Source organism: Planomicrobium sp. MB-3u-38, assembly GCF_002836425.1.
Lineage (GTDB): Bacteria > Bacillota > Bacilli > Bacillales_A > Planococcaceae > Planococcus > Planococcus okeanokoites.
Genome location: NZ_PJBO01000048.1, coordinates 42770 through 61138, shown reverse-complemented (window position 1 = coordinate 61138; position 18369 = coordinate 42770). Strand labels below are relative to the sequence as shown.

The following is an 18369-nucleotide window of genomic DNA, read 5'->3' as shown; positions in this document are numbered from 1 at the left end:
CTATATTACATCCTTTCTTCTAAAAATCAACACTTTTAATCACAAATATTTTAAAAATCTGTCTATTCTAATAAAATAGGTACTAAGTTCGTGTCTAAGTGTAATTTTCTTGAAATAACAATAAATAAAAAGCAGAAAAGGCTCGAGACCTTTTCTGCTTTTTTGATGTGAAATTAAATATACAAGGAGACTTCTCCCGTTCAACTGCCAATATCTCTCCTATTGTATCCGACAAATCCAACCACAATCAATAGTATTGCGACAGCTGTCAGCACCGTCGCCTGCAGCCAGTCGAACTCTTCCAGCGGAATAGCTGAAACATAACCGAAAGGCGTAATTTTCTCCACCCATTCAGGCAATTGGAACAAGCTGCCGAGATATATGACAAAGAAAGAAAAGCTGAGATACAGCCAGATAAAGCCGGTCAGCTTCGGCAGCCAGCCAATCAGCAGCACCGTCAAACCGACCATCACCCACACCGCCGGTAAATAGGCGAGCGCTGCCTGATAAGCCATGGCTACATCAAATCCTTCTTCCATCACCGCATCCGCCACTGTGCCAAGCCCCAGACCGGCCAGTGAAATCATTACAAAACTCGCTATCAGCGAAATCAGCAAATAACTGCCAAGCAGGCGATTTCTTGAAACTGCTCTGCCTAAAATATGTTCAATGCGGTCGTTCTTCTCTTCGCCCCGCACCTTCAATATGGCCATAAGCACCGGTATTGTGGCTATGATGGTCATGACAGCCATCAAAGTCGGAACAAACTGCTCAACGAGCGAAAATCCTTCCATCGGCACAAGCAAATCCTGCATGAGGTCGACATCCGCAAAAAAGGATTCCATATCCCCCATCACAGACCCGTAAGAAGCACCCAGCACATACATCGAGATCGCCCAGGCAATAAATCCTGTGCGCTGCAGCCGGAATGCAAGTCCGATGGGACTCAATAACAGCGGAGACGCATGGACTTTACCAGCTCTTGCGGGCAGAAAGCCTGCTCCAAGATCCCTGATTGAATTCAGGTACATCGCCAGCGCGCCGAAGATGATCGCGGCGCCCACCGTCAGCAAAACCGGCCACCAGATATTATTGACATAAACTTCCGAACGGACAATCCATCCAAGAGGCGACAGCCAAGCGACGGCTTCACTCCCCACATCGCCAATCGCACGCACGATATAGGCCAATAACAGAATGCCAATGGATAAGCCCATCGCGCTTCTGGCATTATGCGATAGCTGGGCGCAAACAGCCGTAAGTGACGCAAAAATCATCCCGGTTGCTCCAAGTGCTGCTCCATAAAGAAGCGAGCCTTCCAATTCCATGCTTTCAATGTTCAACGCATACAGACTGATGCCGGTAAGAACCGCCAGCACGGTATTCACCAAAAACAATACCAATAATGTGGCAGCTACATTTGAAAGCCGTCCGACCGGCAAAGAACGGACCATTTCAATGCGCCCATCTTCTTCATCTGTTCTAGTGTGGCGAATCACCAGCAGCACACTCATCAACCCGACGACTACGGCGGTCATCAACAGCATCTGGTGAGCCATCATCGCGCCGCTGGTGTAATTGGCAAGTCCATACCCAGGACCCACCATCGCCGTCATCGCCGGATTCTCCATCGTTGCCGCTATGGCTTGCCGTTCCTGTGCATTTTCATATAACCCTATGAATGCCACCGCCGTGGCGACGGTTGCAAAAACAAAACTGAGAATCCATATCGGAATCCGAATTCGGTCACGCCGCAGGATAAAACGGCTTAAACTGCCAGTTCCACTGAATAACTGGTTATTCATCAGGATACGCCTCCCGTTCCTGTCCCTTCATAATGGCGCATGAACAGTTCCTCCAATGTCGGCGGCGCACTCTCCATGCGGATGATGCCGAACCCGCTTACGTAGCGGACTACATGATCGAGTTCTTCCTGATCTACCTGAAATGACAAAGCGCCGTCTTTCTGTACAATACCTCGCACACCTTTGACTTCTGCCAGACCCGGCATCGGCTCTTTTGTTTCCACCAGCAGCATCGTTCCCGTCAAATGGCGAAGTTCTTTTAATGTACCCGTTTCTATAATTTTGCCTTGCCGGATTATCGCCACTTTATCGCAAAGCTGTTCAACTTCCGATAAGATATGGCTCGACAGCAGGATGCTTTTGCCCTCTGCTTTTGCTTCGCGGACACATTCCTGGAATACACGTTCCATCAACGGATCGAGTCCTGAAGTCGGCTCATCGAGAATGTAGAGGTCAGCATCTGAAGAAAGCGCCGCAACAAGAGCCACTTTCTGCCGATTCCCTTTAGAATAGGTACGGCATTTTTTGCTGGGATCCAAATCGAATCTGCGGATCAGCTCTTCACGCCTTGAGGTATTGTTGCCGCCGCGCAGCTTGATGAATAAATCGATGACTTCACCGCCGGTCAAATTGGGCCATAGATTGACGTCTCCCGGTACATAAGCGACCCGCTTATGAATCTCGACCGCGTCTTTCCAGACATCTTTGCCGAAAATCGTCGCATGCCCTTCCGTAGCTTTCAGGATTCCGAGCAGTACACGGATGGTCGTCGATTTTCCTGAGCCGTTCGGACCGATAAACCCATAGACTTCGCCTTTGCCTACCTCAATATCGACTCCATCAAGCGCTGCAAAATCTCCGAATTTTTTTGTTAAGCCGGCTGTTTTAAGAATAGTCATTGATCCCGCTTCCCTTCCTTATAGAAACTTTTCTTCAAAATCTCCAGGTATTCGTAAAATTCCTCCCAATACGGATCAAAATCAATCGATGCCATGCTTTGTCCCTGTATCTTATGCAAAAGCTCATTCTGATATCCTTCAATCGACCAGCGGATCAGCTTAAATGCTTTTTGTACATCCACGTCATCACGGAAAAGCGACAAATCCACATTTTCATACAACATGGCATTGCCTTTCTGCTGCATGGCTTCGTATTTTTTCTGTATATGCGGTGCCAGCTTAAAATCTGCCGTCAGCATAAACGTGCCCAAAAAATTAAAGACGTTTTTATTTTCCGTTTGTGCTTCAAATTTCAATTGCGAAGTATGTTTTAAGCGTTCGATGAAATCCGATTCAGCCATATCGATTCTGGAAAAGTATTTTTCCACCACGAAATCCAGGCTGTATTCCGCCAAAAACTCATATAAATCCTTTTTGCTCTTAAAATAATAAAACAGCATTCCCTTGCCGATGCCCGCTTCTTTTACAATCCGGTTTGTCGAAGCCTTTTTATAGCCGTGCTCCGCAAATTCCAGCAACGCCGCATCCAATATCTTCTGCTGCTTCTCTTCATCGAGGCCTTTAAATTTTTCCATCTGCGTTTTTCCGCCTCCCCTTAGACCACTCTGGTCGACTCCAGTATAATCCTATCGACCAGGGTGGTCAATGATAATTTACAGAAAATAACGAAATTTTTATAGGCAGCAGAAAAACTGTGTTCACGCCCTGGAATCAACTCCGGCCGGCTTGAAGATTTGAGTTTATGCCCAACTTTGGGTCGAATATGCCCGACTTTAATTGGAATATGCCCAACTCCAGTCGGAATATGCCCAACTTTCATTCAAATACGCCCAACTCGACAAATCAGCCACAAAAAAAGGAACCGCGACGGCTCCTCTTTGGCGAATTACTGTTTACTCCCAACTCTGGTCGAAATACTCCCAACTTCGTCCCGTTTACTCCCAACTTTGCTCTGTTTACTCCCAACTTCACCGGTTTTATTCCCAACTGAACGGTTCTCAGCGGATATCATCTTCTCTTCCCCTTTCGTCATCCCGCTTAAAGCCCTATACTTAGAGAATAATCAGATTTCTCAAGAAACAGGAGGATATGTATGGATTATTCTTTTTCTCCGCTCGGTGACCAGGCGATCATTCTTGAAATCGGAAATGAAATAAATGAAGAAACGCATCATCGAGTCAGAGCTGTTACAGCTTTACTTGAAACGGACCCGCCGCAGTGGATGACCGAATTTATTCCAGCGTTCACGACCATTTCAATCGTCTATAGTCCACTGCAAGTCTCATATGGCGAAGCGAAATTGGAATTAGCTGCTCTGCTGAAAAAAGCTTCTGAAATCATGCTGCCACCGCCACGCACCATTGAACTTCCTGTCTGTTACGGCGGCGACCATGGGCCGGATCTGGAATATGTGGCCCGGCACAACGGCTTAAGCGCAGAAGAAGTGATAGCGATCCATACCGGAGCAAGCTATACCGTTCACATGATCGGCTTTGCTCCGGGATTTCCATATCTCGGCGGCATGTCTGAAAAAATCGCAGCACCGCGGAAGGTCTCTCCGCGCGTCACAATTCCGGAGCGCAGTGTCGGAATCGCCGGAAACCAGACCGGCGTCTATCCGATTTCAACGCCTGGCGGCTGGCAACTGATCGGGCGCACACCAACGCGTCTGTTTCTCCCGGATCATGAAATTCCAAGCCTCTTGAGTGCGGGAGACACTGTTGTTTTCCGTCAAATTACAGCTGATGAATATCAAACGTTGGAGGAGAAGAAAAATGCTTACCATACATAAAAGCGGCATGCAGACAACTGTCCAGGATCTTGGCAGAACAGGTTTCCAAAAATACGGTGTTGTAGCGTCCGGCGCGATGGATCCCTATGCCCTGCGTATTGCCAACCTGCTCGTCGGCAATGAAGAAAAAGCTGCGGCACTGGAAATAACATTGATGGGGCCAAGCATTCATTTCAATGAAGACCATGTCATTTCGATTTGCGGCGGCGACCTGACTCCTCAATTGGACGGCAAAACAATAGGAAACTGGCGGGCGTTAAACGCAGCGAAAGAACAAACACTGACGTTTGGTAAGCCTCGGTCCGGCAGCCGTTGCTATCTGGCAATCGCCGGCGGAATCGCTGTTCCGGAAGTGATGGGCAGCCGCTCCACTTATATGCGCGCTGGGCTTGGCGGTTACCAGGGCCGCGCTGTGGAATCCGGCGATCAACTGGTTATCGGTGAAACAAATGCCGATCAGAAATCGGCTGCTCGCGGCAAGTCGTGGTTCGTGCCTCCACCTTCCTATTCTTCTGCACCAGTAATCCGAGTAATAAAAGGCCGCCAATTCGAAGCGTTTTCTGAAGCCAGCCGGAGACATTTTTTATCTGAAACCTTTACAGTAAACCCCCAATCGGACCGGATGGGCTACCGGCTTGACGGGTCTCGCCTGACACTGGCAGCAGCGCAGGAGATGATATCGGAAGCTGTGGCCTTCGGTTCCATCCAGGTGCCGGCAGACGGCAACCCGATCATTTTGATGGCCGACCGCCAGACCACTGGCGGCTATCCGAAAATCGCGGAAGTCATCACGGTCGACCTGCCCCTTATCAGCCAGCTGAAACCCGGAGATCACTTGCGGTTCAATGAAGTCAGCATTGAAGAAGCACAACGTCTTTTGAAGCTTCAAGAAAAAAAGATCAATTGTTTGAAACGGGCTATAGCATTGAAAAAGGAGGAGACAGGATGACTTTTAAAGTGGATTTGAATTGTGATATGGGCGAGAGTTTCGGCGTTTATAAACTTGGCCGGGATGAAGAAATCCTGGATTATGTAAGTTCGGTTAACATCGCGTGCGGTTTCCACGCAGGCGACCCGGCGACGATGCGCAAAACGGTGCGGCTGGCGCTCGAAAAAGACGTGGCCATCGGTGCGCACCCAGGTTTTCAGGACCTGCCCGGTTTCGGCCGACGTAATCTTCAGCTGTCAGCACAGGAAATCTATGATATCGTCGTTTACCAAATCGGCGCACTGTCAGCCTTCGTCAATGCGGAAGGCGGCATTCTGCAACACGTCAAAGCTCATGGCGCCCTATACAATATGGCCGCGAAAGATGCTGTATATGCCGGAGCCGTTGCTGAAGCAGTGTATGACGTAAATCCCGCTTTGATCTTGTACGGGCTCGCCGGCAGTGAACTGGTCACAGCAGGCAATGAAATCGGTCTGCGGACAGCAAGCGAAGTCTTCTCCGACCGCACCTATCAGAAAGATGGTTCACTTACCCCCCGCTCCGATGCCAACGCTTTGATCACCGATTCCAGTGAAGCGATTGCGCGGGTCGTGCGGATGGTTAAGGAAGGCAAAGTGCTGACTGTCGGAGGCACAGATGCTGAAATGAAAGCCGATACGGTTTGCATCCACGGAGACGGAGTGAACGCCCTGAGCTTTGCGGAACAAATCTCGAAATCGTTGGCAGAAGCTGGAGTTGAAACCGTTAAAGTTTCTGATATTATCTGAAAAGCATGTTCAGGATTACCAATAACCTTAGTCAAGGCAGGTGAAAAATTTTGAAACAGATAGCAGCCAGGCACCATAGCGCTCAATCATTCATGATGATCGTTTCATTAATCGGCTGGTCGCTCGCGATTTATTCGCTGCTGCAAATGCCTGTTATTGAGAAACCGTTTGAATTGTTATTTCTTCTGACCTTTATTTTTATTTGTGAACATTACCCGATGCCGTTCAGAAAAGGGAATTCTTCTTTAACATTTCCGATTATCTTTTTGACTTATCTTATTTACGGCATCGAAATTACAATTGTCCTTTATTTCATAGGCGTTCTTTTAACCACGTGGATCAATAAGAGGCCGCTCCGAATCATTTTCTTCAATCCCGCTCAACTTATTCTCAGCCTTGCGGGTGCTCATTTTTTCCAGGAAACTTTCATGCCTTTGTTCAGTGCACCGGAAATGTGGAAGAATTTCGTTTCCTTGTTTATTTTTATCGCTCTTTTTTATCTTATAAATAATTTCATCGTTGATATCGTCCTCTTTCTTCGTCCGGAAAAATATACAAAAGAGATTTGGGCAGAAAAAGGGAAAGGCGAACTCTTCAGCTTCAGCATTTCCTTGGTATATGGTTTTCTCCTGTATTACCTCGGAAGCCAAAACAGAGGGGAAGTCGATATTTTCACTTATTTCTTCTTCCTCTCCCCTTTAATCTTTCTTGCAATTATCAGTTCAATCATTCTGCGCCTTCGTGCAGATAAGCAGCGTTTAAAGGCTTTATTCCATTTTTCTTCCGAATTGAATAAATCCATTCCGACAAAAGAATGGGACAAAGAGATTAAACTGCTCTTGAGCGAAGTTGTCTTTTATGAAGAAAGCTTCTTGTTTACAAAAGATGAGCAGGAAAATTGGGAGCTGGCATTTTCAGAAGGCAGCCGCGCCGACCTGGCAGAAGCGCTTAAGGAAGAAGATCTTTCCAAATTGGAGAAAATCCACACGACACAAGTATTCAACAAACAGGACCTGGATCAGGCGCCTCTGTCCGGGTGCTTTGACAAAAATATGCAAGCTGCGGTTTATGCCCCGTTACTACTGGATAACGAGCTTATCGGCTGTCTGATCCTGACGAAAATACGCACCAACAGTTTTGTGGTGGAAGATGTCCATTCGATTTCGACCATATCCAACCAATTGGCTATTTTCCTTAAGACGCAATTGCTTTTCCGTGAGAAAGAACAACGGATTTTATTGGAAGAGCGCAACCGCATCGCCCATGATATCCATGATGGCATCGCACAAACTCTGGCCGGTGCCGTTATGAAATTTGATAGTGCCGCACGAAAAATCTCATCGAACCCGGAAGAAGCGCAACGGATGATCAATGACAGCAACAATACATTACGGGAAGGGCTGAAAGAGATACGCGATTCAATCTACGCTCTTCGCCCTTACCCTACTGAAAATCTGAGTTTGGATAGTGCCATCCAGAAAAAAATTGATGAAATAAAGAAAAATGGCAATAACGGCCTTGAGATTTTATTTGAGAAACGCGGCATCCAAACCCAATTAAGTTTATTGACGGAAAAAGTCATTTACTCGATTGCGCAGGAAAGCATTCAAAACTGCATAAAACATGCGCAGGCTAGTTCTTTGAATGTCCTGTTGAGTTATCAAAAAGAACAGATTTTCCTGAAAATCAAAGATGATGGAATCGGCTTTTCATTGTACGAGGCAATGACCACTGCCATGAAAGAACCGCATTACGGAATTTTACAGATGAATGAAGATGCGGCAAAAATTGGAGCAACTCTCCAAATCGAAAGCAGCGAAACCAAAGGGACGGAAATTATCGTCAGGATACCGAAAATGGGCTTTGAAGGGGGAATAATAAATGATTCAAGTACTGTTGGTGGATGACCATGCAATTTTGAGAGATGGTTTAAAAACGCTGATCGCCCAGGAAGAAGATATGGAAGTAATGGGTGAAGCGACAGGCAATATTCAATTGATGGAGATGCTGCCAAAAGTTCAGCCCGATATCATCATGATGGATATCAACATGCAAGAGATGAATGGCATAGAATTGACACGGTGGGTAAAAAGCAATTATCCGGTCATCAAAATCATTATTTTGACTATGTACAATAACGATGAATATTTCATGGCCGCCATCCGTGAAGGCGCTGACGGCTATCTGCTGAAAGACTCCCCTTCCAAAGACGTAATCGGAGCTATTCGGACAGTGGCAGGCGGTGAATCGGTCATACCTCCGGCAATGACCAAAAAGTTGATGTCCATGCACAAGCAGGACAATTCAGAAGAAGATAATTCCCTGACACCGCGTGAAATGGAGGTCTTATTGGCGCTTGTTGAAGGCCTGTCCAATAAAGATATCGCTTCCCGCCTCTACATCAGTGATAAGACGGTCAAAATCCATGTCAGCAATATCTTCAAAAAGTTTGATGTGAAAAGCCGCTCACAGGCAATCATTTTTGCCGTTCAGAACAATCTGGTGCCTTTAAGATAAAATACTCCGAGAGCCGTACCCTCTACTACCTAAGTAGTAGAGGGTACGGCTTTTTGAGTAGGTGAAAATACGTCACGCGATGAATGGCGTAATAACGGAATAAATGAAATTATTATAAGTAGAAATATTCTGAAAAAATAGGAGGATTAATCATGAAGAGATTTCTCATCGTTATCAGCGCCATCTGTTTAGCACTCGGACTCGCATTCAATCCCTTTTCTCTCCACCAAAAATCTTCAGCTTTCAGCGAAGAGACAGTAATTGACTCCAAATTACAGGAGTTATTGCAAAACCGGCTGACTCCCATCGAGGTACTCATTACCTTTAAAAACGTCGATAGTCCGGATGCCGGAAGTATTCAATTACTGGAAAGCCTCGGCATTACCAATGCAGTCCTTTTTCAAAGCCTGCCAATTGCCGGCGCGCTGCTGACTCCTGCGCAAATCGAAAAATTGTCGGCTTCTGAAGGAATTCAATCTATTTATTACAATGCCCCTCTTCAATATGATAATGAAACATCCACATCTTTGACTGGAGTCGACCAAGTACGTGAAGACGCCGATTTCCAAGCCGCTAACGGCGGTTTGCCGATCACTGGTGAAAATATCGGTGTAGTCATCAATGACAGCGGTGTAGACGGCACACATAAAGATCATGAGCTCGGCAAAAACCTGGTACAGAATGTCATGGCCAATATCAACTTGAACAGCACAATCGGATTGCTTCCGGTTGCCTACCTGGAAAACGTGCCTAACACCGACTCCACTTCCGGCCACGGTACGCATGTAACTGGGACAGTCGGCGGAACAGGCGCTATGTCAGGAGGTAAATACGAAGGCGTTGCGCCTGGAGCAAATCTCATCGGTTATGGATCCGGGGCAGCAATCGCCATTATGGATACCATCGGCGGCTTCGACTATGCCCTTACCCACCAAAACGAATACAATATCCGTGTCATCACGAACTCCTGGGGCGACACGAGTGATTCCAATACAGACTTTGATCCGAACCATCCGATCAACATCGCAACCAAAAAATTATACGAACGCGGCATCACCACCGTTTTCTCAGCAGGGAATTCAGGTCCCGGGGAGTCGACCATTTCCGGAAACTATAAAAAAGCCCCGTGGGTCGTTACGGTCGCAGCAGGTGATTCTTCTATGAACCTGGCAGATTTTTCATCACGTGGCGTTGAAGCCAAAGGCGGCACTGTAGTAATCGATGACGAAACATTCACTTGGGCAGATCGTCCGACTGTTACCGCTCCAGGAGTCGACATTGTGTCAACACGTGTAGTCACGCCTTTATCAGCTTTGAGTCTTGAGCAGGATGCATCCGGAATTTCACCGGCCCACCTTCCGTATTACACGACTTTCAGTGGAACATCGATGGCCGCTCCGCATGTAGCAGGCATCATCGCTCTGATCCTTGAAGTGGATCCGACCCTTTCGCCCGCTGAAATAAAAGAGCTTCTGCAACAGAGTGCCACGCCTATGCCTGGATATGAAACCTGGGAGGCTGGTGCCGGCTATGTAAATGCCTATGAAGCGATCACGTTATTAAAAGCTGACACCGCCACATCAACAACTTCGAAAAAAAATGCCAAAAAATGATTTTTTACCGCTCCTTTACCCAAAGGGGCTTTTTTTATGCTACTCCTTTGGTAGTAAATCAGGTAGGCCAAGGGGGTTTAAAAAATACACCTTTTGCGTAATAGGAAAAATTATGCTGCCGGATGATAATTAAATAGAATTTTTCAAACTATTGCGAAAAGGAGAATGTGTAAATGAAAAAAATTCTGTTGATCGTCCTGATGTTATTTCTTATCTTCCCGGCTTTTTCGTCCGTTAATGCAAACAGCACAGTATCTGCCACTTCCACAGCAGTAGACGAAAAAGTCTGGGCGGCTCTCGGTGATGCCGAAGTTGCCCAGGTAATTATCACTTTCCGGGGAGATGAAAAGCCCACAGAAGCGCAGCTGTCCCTGTTGGAAGGATTAGGAATTGAATCCGCCATCAGCATGCAGAGCCTTCCGATTGTGGGCGCTCTCGCAACTAAACAGCAAGTCGAACAACTGGCAGACAATGAACAAGTTCAATCCGTTTATCTTAATGAAAAATTGGAATATTTCAATGCCGACGCCAACCTGATTACAGGCGTCGATAAAGCACAACAGGATGATTCATTCAGAAAATTGAACGGCGGCCTGCCGGTTTCCGGTGATGGCATCGGCGTTGTCGTCAACGACAGCGGTGTCGATGGCACGCATAAAGATCATGAACTGGGCAGAAATTTGGTACAGAACGTTCTGGGAACTACAAATCTTCAAAGCATCACAGGTTTACTCCCTGTTTCTTACACAGAAAATGTGCCTAACACCGATACCAACTCTGGTCACGGAACGCACGTGGCAGGCACAGTTGGCGGGACCGGCGCACTTTCAGGAGGAAAATACGAAGGTGCCGCACCCGGCGCTGACCTGATCGGTTACGGTTCCGGTGGAGCTTTGTTCGTTCTTGATGGCATCGGTGGTTTCGATTACGCCGTTACGCATCAGAACGAATACAATATCCGCGTCATCACTAACTCATGGGGCTCTTCAGGCGACTTCGATCCGAACCATCCGATCAATCTTGCCAGCAAGAAAGCCTATGACCGTGGAATCGTTGTTTTATTCGCAGCAGGAAATGAAGGTCCCGGCGAAAACACGCATAATCCATACGCTAAAGCACCATGGGTGATTTCAGTGGGTGCTGGTGAAAAAGACGGCACGCTCGCTGATTTCTCGTCACGCGGAACAAAAGACGTTGGCGGCACGTTTGATCTGCACGGCAAAACGTGGACATGGGAAGACTCTCCTTCTATCGTAGCTCCAGGCGTTGACATCGTTTCCACCAGAACGGTTTCACCACTTACCGCTTTGGCCGCTGATGCCGATGCTGCCGCCATTGAACCGGCATACTTGCCTTATTACACAACGATGAGCGGTACTTCAATGGCTACGCCGCACGTAGCAGGAATCACCGCCTTATTATTGGAAGCAGATCCAGCACTGTCACCTGACGAAGTAAAAACAGTTCTTCAGCAGACAGCAACGAACATGCCTGGCTATGAATCATGGGAAGTCGGAGCAGGTTATGTGAATGCTTACGCAGCTATCGACGCCGTATTCAACAATAAAACATACGGCGAAACGTTAAATAGCGAAACAGTATTCAATGCCAACGTTTCGGAACAGACCAGCCAGGAGGAGTTTGCTGTGGAATATATCGCTTCTGTGAGTTCACAGCACACATTTACTGTTGAAGAAGGCGTTTCGACAGTCGCGGCAAAAGCGAACGCAGCCGGTTTGCTTGAAGCCACAGGCAATCCAGTGAACTTAGTGTTAATTTCGCCGGACGGAACAGAATACAGTTCAGGAATCAGCTTGCTATTCGCGACTACCTATGACCGTACAGTTATTGTAAACAACCCGTCGGCCGGTGAATGGAAAGCTGAAGTTCGCGGCTTGCGCGGAGATGAACTGAATCCGGTCGGACTGGCTTTGCCGGAAACTGTCAAAGGCACATTAGCCTTTACAAAAGTGAACGAGATAACGGGTCTGACTGATATTTCTGGCCACCCTGCAGAACCGGCAATCGCTATGGGCGTTAAGAACCGTCTTTTCGATTCCAACTCAAAAGGCCAGTTCAGACCGGATGATAAATTGACGCGTGCAGACCTTGCCACTTATTTGGTAATGGGTGCTGAGATCCGACAAAGCCTTCCTGCAACACCAAGCTTTACCGATACAGACTCTGCCGTTACACCCTACGCTGAAGCAGTTACAGCAAAAGGAGCAGCGTTCCGTGATTACGGACAAGTGTTCAACGGCGTCATGAAAGCCAAAGACAACGGAACTTTCAATCCGAAAGGCAATGTAACGAAAGCTGAACTTGCCTACTCACTGGTGCAAAGCCTTGGTTTGCAAAAACAGGCAGAAGCCTTCAGCGGCGCTGTCACGGTTCAGTATAAAGATGAACGTATTGCCATCAAAGATCAGGACAGTATTCCTGCTGATTTAAAACCATATGTCCAGCTCGCGTTGGATTTGAATATTCTTAACGCTCAATTCTCTGTGACACAAGGAAAATACGATTTGAAGCCGACGGTAGAAGCTGTCTTCAACCCTGGCGAACAAGTTCTGCGCGGTGATTTTGCTGTAGCATTCAGCCGCCAGTACGAAGCATTTTTCACAAATTAATCGAAAACCCGCAAACCTGCCTGAAATGGCTGTTTGCGGGTTTTTATTTTTGTTCGCCTCTGCTGCTTCAGAACAATTTTAACTTCAGTCCAATTCTTTTTGTATCCTTATCACTACCTGCTCCAAATAGGAAGCTCCGTGGGGCACGAGATCCGCCAATGCAACACTTTTCCGTGACGGCGTATGCGAAGAGGCAAGTTCATCCGTACTTTCGATTCTTTCCTTGTCACCCATGCATAAATGATAGAAATCCTGAAAATCGAATTTGAACATGCCCGCCACTTCTTCTTTCTGGAAGCGGTAGGCTCCGTTCAAATCGTGCGCTGTTTTATACAGGAAAACATGGCATCTTTCGTTGTCTTTGAAATTTTTCAACGACAGCTGGTCTTTGATGACACCCAAAGAAATCAAATCCTCAAACTTCACATCAATCCCCAGTTCCTCTTCGATTTCCCTGACTCCATCCACGATCGATTCGTGCGCAAGAATATGGCCCGCTGCGCTGATATCCAGCAGATCGGGAAAATCCTTTTTGTCAGAGCTGCGCAATTGCAGATGGATATACGGCGTGCCGTCCTTGATTTCCACAATCCAGCAATGGAACGTTTCATGCCATAAACCTTTTATATGTATTTCTTCACGCGTTGCGATTCTGATCGGCGTGCCGTCTTCCTCGCAAGCCATGATCATTTCTTTATCCATTCATTCAAACCTCTTTTCTTAATTGAAACGGAAAAGGTCTCAGGATGAAGGGGATTTGCTGAGACCCTTAAAATATTCCAGCGATTCTTTTAAAAGCGTTTTATCATAACCGCTCTTCTCATGGATCCGCGCCACCCATTCATCAATCGTTTCCAGGGGCGGGTCTTCAACGAGTCCATGGCTCGTGCTTAAAAAGCTTTTCCAATCGTCGAATTCCCAATGCGCAATTTCATTGCCCCATGGCAAACGAACCTCCAGCAGCGGCTTCGGATACACATGGCTCTGCGAGAAATTCGCCGCCGCCAGAAATTCCTCCATCGGCACCGGAAGGGATGAATAAACCTGCGTTGAAAACTTGCCGTTCGGCCGGTGATAAACCACTTGAAAATGATTATTTTCCGGCAGCACCTGCACCTCAGCACCCGGAAAAAAGCCTGCCAGTTTTTCATCGGTGTAAGCCTCGTCATCACCATCGATCAAAATCGGCTGCAGCCACTGGTCTCCCAGATCACACAAGAATCGTCGGCCAATGCGGTCGACAGCCATGACCGCCGCATGGTCATCCCCCGTTCCCAGCTCACTGCCGATCGGATAAGTTTTTATCCCTGCTTCTTTGAATGCATCCAATAACCAGATCGCCAAATCAAAGCAATTCCCTGTTACGCCGAACTCTTCACGATGCTGTTTCATAGTTTCAACATCCCGCTGTTTCCGGTTCCCCCGTTTCGAATAGAGCCACGCCTTCGTCAGTGTTTCCATCGGAAAGCCGTCGAATTTCCGCCATACGGCCATTATCTCTTCAGATGCTTTCATCTTATTCACCTGCTCCAGTTAATTTCCTTTTTTTTCGGTAAATAATGATTGCGAGAATCACGAGGACAATAAATCCTCCAAGTGGAATCAGCCAGTTGCTCCGGCTGAGCAAATCCACTTCTTCTGTCGGTTCCTGCCCTTCTCCCAACACCGCAAAATCTCCTTGCGCCTGGCTTAAAACAGCTGTCCGGTCACAGATGATGGTCGTCAGCTCATTTGCTCCGTACATCTCGGATTTCACTGCATACACCAGATATTCCTGTCCGGCACTGAAATTAATCCCGCAATCCCCGCCACCTTGACCAGTTTTTATTTTTATCTGTGAATGCGCGGGTCCTTTCCAGACCTGGGCCACTTGAAATACAACAGAGCGTGTCGCTGCTGAAAACAGCACCGGTTTTTCATCGACCAGAATCGCCTTGCCGCTGAATACTGCATCGGAACGCTCCAATTCTTCCGCCACGCCAGGTGGTTGTTCACAGGAACAGGCACTTGCTGCTGTAGGCCAACCCATTGCCCCAGAAATCATTACAGCAATCATTATAAACAACAGTATATTTCTCACAACTGACCGCCCTCTCGCCTATAATTGCAGCTTCTTTATCCCATTAGTAGCAATTCCGCCAAAAAGGTTTCACTAAAAAGCTGCCGCAATGAATATGAAGGCGGCAGCTAATTTTTTGTCAGCGATTCATTTATTGTCGCTTGGTGTGACATCCCCGGTTTCCACTAATTGTTTCAGCCCTTCAAACATCTTGTCCCAGCCTTCTTCTGACTGCTCACTGTATTCCTTCATTGCTTGTTGGATGTCTTCAGGTCCCCAGCTTTCTTCGTGAGGCACAACGATTTCCTGCTTGAAGGTCATTTCACATGCCTGCCCGACCGGTGAAACCCAAACGATGACCTGGTCCTGCAAGTCGTTGAATTGCGGCATTTCAAAAGTGAAGCCCAGCCGGTGAGGTGCGTCGATTTCCAGATACTCTCCTGTCGCGCGGTACTCCTCCCCTTCCCGACGGTCCACGATTTCCCATTTCCCGCCGACACGCAAATCGTTTTTCGCTACCACATTCGTGGCTTCCGTCGTGAACAGCCATTTTTTCATCAGTTCCGGTTTGGTCCAGGCTTTAAAAACATCAGTTGAATTCGCGTTGATCCTCCGTGCCACCGTCAGCACAATTGTCGCTGTCTTTTTCATCTTTACGCTCCTTCCCTTAGTAAATAACGGAATGTTCTTATAATTTATTTTAGCATACTTCCATCTTAACTTTTCGGATATAAAAAAGCTGGCACTGCGAAATTTTCGCGGTGCCAGCTTTCTCTGCAATACTGCTCAATCCGCGTAAGAGCCTTTTCTTTGGCGGATCTGATAATAATTAAGATGTTTGAATAATTGCGATGATGTTTCCTGATCAATCGTAAAACCGACTCCGTATTCGACTCTGTCATTTCGCGTCGACTTTCTTACAATGGTCCCTTCAAGCAGAAACGCCTGCTCCAGTATTTCAAAACTGCATTCCAGCCGTTCGCCCATCGGAATATTGACCGGCGAAGTAAATCTCATACCGTTCACACTGATATTGTCTACCACTATAGACATTGGAGCTTCCCCGAGACGGGTGACTTTGCCATTGACCGATTCATGAAAAATTACACGGAAAAACTCGCGGCGATTTTCGCTCATTTCTTTCTCCCCTCAATCTTCTCTCTTTTTAAAAATATAAGTAATAGCTGTAGCAGTCGATATTCCGCAAAACAGCTTCGCTTTCCGGAGGGCTTGCGCTGAACTAACTCGGGCTAAACGCCCGAGTGGATTTCAGCACTTCGCTGGTCCTCCAGGAGTCTTCGCTATTTTGCTCCATATCTAGAAGTGAATTTTAGCGATAGCGCGTCGCCGGACTGGCCGGAGCAATAAGACGAGTGGTCTTCTCGGCTTATTGCGGGAGGCTTGTCCAAAGCGCTGAAGCGGTATATGAATTTTGCTTCGTTACTCCAACTTATATATGTAAAAGCAGGAAATTAAGCGGAAAGACCCCTTTTAACTTCGGACACCGCTTTTACATGTATAAATTAATCAGCAAGCCTTTGATTTCTCCGATTGACTGGAGTGTCTCCAAGCCTTCCTTTTCATTATTTAACACTTCGTCCTGAAGTTCAATCAATTTTTTGTCAATGACTTCCACTATTTGATGATTTTTCATGCCACCACCAGGAGAAAAGCTTTGCTTATCAGTTAATTGTATACCAAAACTTAGGGCTTCTCTCATAAATTCTTTTACAAGATTTTTATAATCACGTAAATTTTCAAAGGTACGCTGTTCGCCCAGTTTTTCTCCTTGGGCGTCGACACGGCTCATCAATTGATGCAAGGCATCCAACTGCAATTTCGATTGTGATTTTTTCATGACGTTTGCAAACGAGTCGATTGATTTATTTTCCACTGTATTTTTCTGAATCCGGTCGCCCGGAATTTTTGTCTGGCTTTCAATGCGCATCACAGTCACCCCATCTTACTTCTGATAGCTTTGCTTCTTTTTATACATATTGATGGTCAATTCAATTTCCCCTCGTTCCGCCTTCACCACTTTGGCGATTTGCGCTGAAGAGAATCCTTGTTTATGCAATTGCTCTATTTTTTCATTTTCTGGCAGATCAGGGTCAATTTCCGGTTCTGCCGCCTTAACCGTTTTCTTTTGTTTCCCCGTTTTGCTCTTTGGCGCAACTGGCGTTTCATCAGCCGGCTGAACAGAATCGGCAATGCCGATTTTCAGTTCCAGTTCACGCATCCGTTCTTCCATGCGGCTTTCTTTTTGAGCAATATGTTCCACCAGCCGGTTATAAAGTTCGTCATTCTCCTGCTCCAGATTCGCTACAAAGTCCTCCATGCTGGAATGGACGGCTTCTGCGTCCTCCAGCATGGCTTTGCGCTGTTTCTGGAATTGGTTCAAGACGATAAACGATCGTATATTTACGGCTATCGCCAATAAAATGAGTCCAATCAGCAGCCAATCCATGGCCATCACCTGTCTTTCTGTATCGTGCGCAGCTTAATAATACTCATGGACCGAAAGTGTCGCCGAATGCAGCCGCAAAATTGCCTTTGAATGCAATTGGGAGACACGGGAAACACTGACGCCCAGAACTTCGGCAATTTCCGTCAATTTCAAGTCTTCGAAATAACACAGTGAAACAACGATTTTCTCTTTCTCAGGCAACCGCCCGATTGCTGCAGTCAATGCTTCCTTGATGGTGCGTTCATAGAGGCGGCGCTCGGGTGAACCCGCGTCGCCGTTTCCTACCATATTGTATTTACCTACCTGGTTATTGTCTTCAAAAGGATTTTCATCCATGGAAATCATCGTCGACAATGCCGCTTCCGATACGGTTTTATTGAGTTCAGCTTTAGAGATGCCGAGATATTTGCTGACTTCGGCATCGGTTACCGAATGATTATTTTCCTGTTCAAGAATCGCGTACGCTTTTTCGATTTTCTTCACTTTCTCACGTACAGAACGCGGCAGCCAGTCACTATGGCGCAAACCATCGATGATTGCGCCTTTGATTCTCCATGCTGCATAGGTTTCGAACTTCAGGTCCCGCTCCAGGTTGAATTTATCAAATGCGTCAAGAAGCCCTTCGAAAGCCAGGCTGCGTATATCATCTTTGTCCACTGTTTTTGGCAGGCTGATCATAAAGCGCTGTGTCACATAATCAACCAGCGGCATATAACGTTCGACCAGGTAATTCCCGGCTTCCGGATCACGCCCCTGTTGCCAGCCTTCCCAGTATTCCAGTTCCTCTTTTGATAATTTATCATTCAACAAG

At 46.9% G+C, this 18369-nt stretch carries 18 protein-coding genes; 7 read left to right on the top strand and 11 right to left on the bottom strand.

Annotation, left to right across the window (positions count from 1 at the left end):
• Nucleotides 1-200 precede the first annotated feature (200 nt).
• Genes CXF70_RS09545 through CXF70_RS09535 form a run of 3 tightly spaced genes read right to left on the bottom strand, consistent with a single transcriptional unit; the run spans nucleotide 201 to nucleotide 3339 of the window.
• On the bottom strand, nucleotides 201-1805 hold the full coding sequence (locus CXF70_RS09545; protein ID WP_101802455.1) for an ABC transporter permease: 1605 nt from the start codon (nucleotides 1803-1805) through the stop codon (nucleotides 201-203).
• Complete coding sequence (locus CXF70_RS09540; RefSeq protein WP_101802454.1) at nucleotides 1805-2704, bottom strand: ABC transporter ATP-binding protein; 900 nt, start codon at nucleotides 2702-2704, stop codon at nucleotides 1805-1807. Before CXF70_RS09540 ends, CXF70_RS09545 begins: the two co-directional genes overlap by 1 nt.
• A complete protein-coding gene (locus CXF70_RS09535; protein ID WP_101802453.1) occupies nucleotides 2701-3339 on the bottom strand; it encodes a TetR/AcrR family transcriptional regulator in 639 nt (212 codons plus the stop codon). Before CXF70_RS09535 ends, CXF70_RS09540 begins: the two co-directional genes overlap by 4 nt.
• A 518-nt stretch (nucleotides 3340-3857) precedes the next feature.
• Between CXF70_RS09535 and pxpB the strand changes: the two genes are divergently transcribed.
• The 7 genes from pxpB to CXF70_RS09500 all read left to right on the top strand — a co-directional run bounded on the left by pxpB (nucleotide 3858) and on the right by CXF70_RS09500 (nucleotide 13032).
• The gene (gene pxpB / locus CXF70_RS09530) at nucleotides 3858-4556 is read left to right on the top strand and encodes a 5-oxoprolinase subunit PxpB (RefSeq protein WP_101802452.1); all 699 of its coding nucleotides are present in this window, start codon (nucleotides 3858-3860) and stop codon (nucleotides 4554-4556) included.
• Nucleotides 4540-5505, top strand: coding sequence for a 5-oxoprolinase subunit C family protein (locus CXF70_RS09525; RefSeq protein WP_101802451.1), 966 nt, complete (start codon nucleotides 4540-4542; stop codon nucleotides 5503-5505). The genes pxpB and CXF70_RS09525 overlap by 17 nt, the downstream gene beginning before the upstream one ends.
• Entirely contained in the window at nucleotides 5502-6272 is a 771-nt protein-coding gene (locus CXF70_RS09520; protein WP_101802450.1) for a LamB/YcsF family protein, read from the top strand. Before CXF70_RS09525 ends, CXF70_RS09520 begins: the two co-directional genes overlap by 4 nt.
• Nucleotides 6273-6322: 50 nt before the next feature.
• Nucleotides 6323-8179, top strand: coding sequence for a sensor histidine kinase (locus CXF70_RS09515; protein WP_233208595.1), 1857 nt, complete (start codon nucleotides 6323-6325; stop codon nucleotides 8177-8179).
• Nucleotides 8154-8789, top strand: a complete 636-nt coding sequence (locus tag CXF70_RS09510; protein ID WP_101802449.1) for a response regulator — start codon at nucleotides 8154-8156, stop codon at nucleotides 8787-8789. Before CXF70_RS09515 ends, CXF70_RS09510 begins: the two co-directional genes overlap by 26 nt.
• A 152-nt stretch (nucleotides 8790-8941) precedes the next feature.
• The gene (locus CXF70_RS09505) at nucleotides 8942-10402 is read left to right on the top strand and encodes a S8 family serine peptidase (RefSeq protein WP_101802448.1); all 1461 of its coding nucleotides are present in this window, start codon (nucleotides 8942-8944) and stop codon (nucleotides 10400-10402) included.
• Between the two features lie 173 nt (nucleotides 10403-10575).
• The gene (locus CXF70_RS09500) at nucleotides 10576-13032 is read left to right on the top strand and encodes a S8 family serine peptidase (protein WP_101802447.1); all 2457 of its coding nucleotides are present in this window, start codon (nucleotides 10576-10578) and stop codon (nucleotides 13030-13032) included.
• Between the two features lie 84 nt (nucleotides 13033-13116).
• On the opposite strand, the gene CXF70_RS09495 is transcribed toward CXF70_RS09500, so the two are convergent.
• The 8 genes from CXF70_RS09495 to CXF70_RS09460 all read right to left on the bottom strand — a co-directional run bounded on the left by CXF70_RS09495 (nucleotide 13117) and on the right by CXF70_RS09460 (nucleotide 18368).
• Entirely contained in the window at nucleotides 13117-13734 is a 618-nt protein-coding gene (locus CXF70_RS09495) for an NUDIX hydrolase (RefSeq protein WP_101802446.1), read from the bottom strand.
• Nucleotides 13735-13773: 39 nt separating this feature from the next.
• Nucleotides 13774-14547: a hypothetical protein gene (locus tag CXF70_RS09490; protein WP_101802445.1), complete on the bottom strand. Its 774-nt coding sequence runs from the start codon at nucleotides 14545-14547 to the stop codon at nucleotides 13774-13776.
• A gap of 1 nt (nucleotide 14548) precedes the next feature.
• Nucleotides 14549-15112, bottom strand: a complete 564-nt coding sequence (locus tag CXF70_RS09485; RefSeq protein ID WP_145990717.1) for a hypothetical protein — start codon at nucleotides 15110-15112, stop codon at nucleotides 14549-14551.
• A 126-nt stretch (nucleotides 15113-15238) separates the two neighbouring features.
• Nucleotides 15239-15742: an SRPBCC family protein gene (locus CXF70_RS09480; protein ID WP_101802443.1), complete on the bottom strand. Its 504-nt coding sequence runs from the start codon at nucleotides 15740-15742 to the stop codon at nucleotides 15239-15241.
• Nucleotides 15743-15877: 135 nt separating this feature from the next.
• On the bottom strand, nucleotides 15878-16228 hold the full coding sequence (locus CXF70_RS09475; protein WP_084243317.1) for a PilZ domain-containing protein: 351 nt from the start codon (nucleotides 16226-16228) through the stop codon (nucleotides 15878-15880).
• 373 nt (nucleotides 16229-16601) lie between these two features.
• Complete coding sequence (locus CXF70_RS09470) at nucleotides 16602-17039, bottom strand: YaaR family protein (protein ID WP_101802442.1); 438 nt, start codon at nucleotides 17037-17039, stop codon at nucleotides 16602-16604.
• Between the two features lie 15 nt (nucleotides 17040-17054).
• Nucleotides 17055-17564, bottom strand: a complete 510-nt coding sequence (locus CXF70_RS09465) for a DUF6115 domain-containing protein (protein ID WP_101802441.1) — start codon at nucleotides 17562-17564, stop codon at nucleotides 17055-17057.
• Nucleotides 17565-17591: 27 nt separating this feature from the next.
• Nucleotides 17592-18368 (bottom strand): FliA/WhiG family RNA polymerase sigma factor, encoded by a 777-nt coding sequence (locus CXF70_RS09460; RefSeq protein WP_084243320.1) that lies wholly within the window; start codon nucleotides 18366-18368, stop codon nucleotides 17592-17594.
• Nucleotide 18369: the final 1 nt, after the last annotated feature.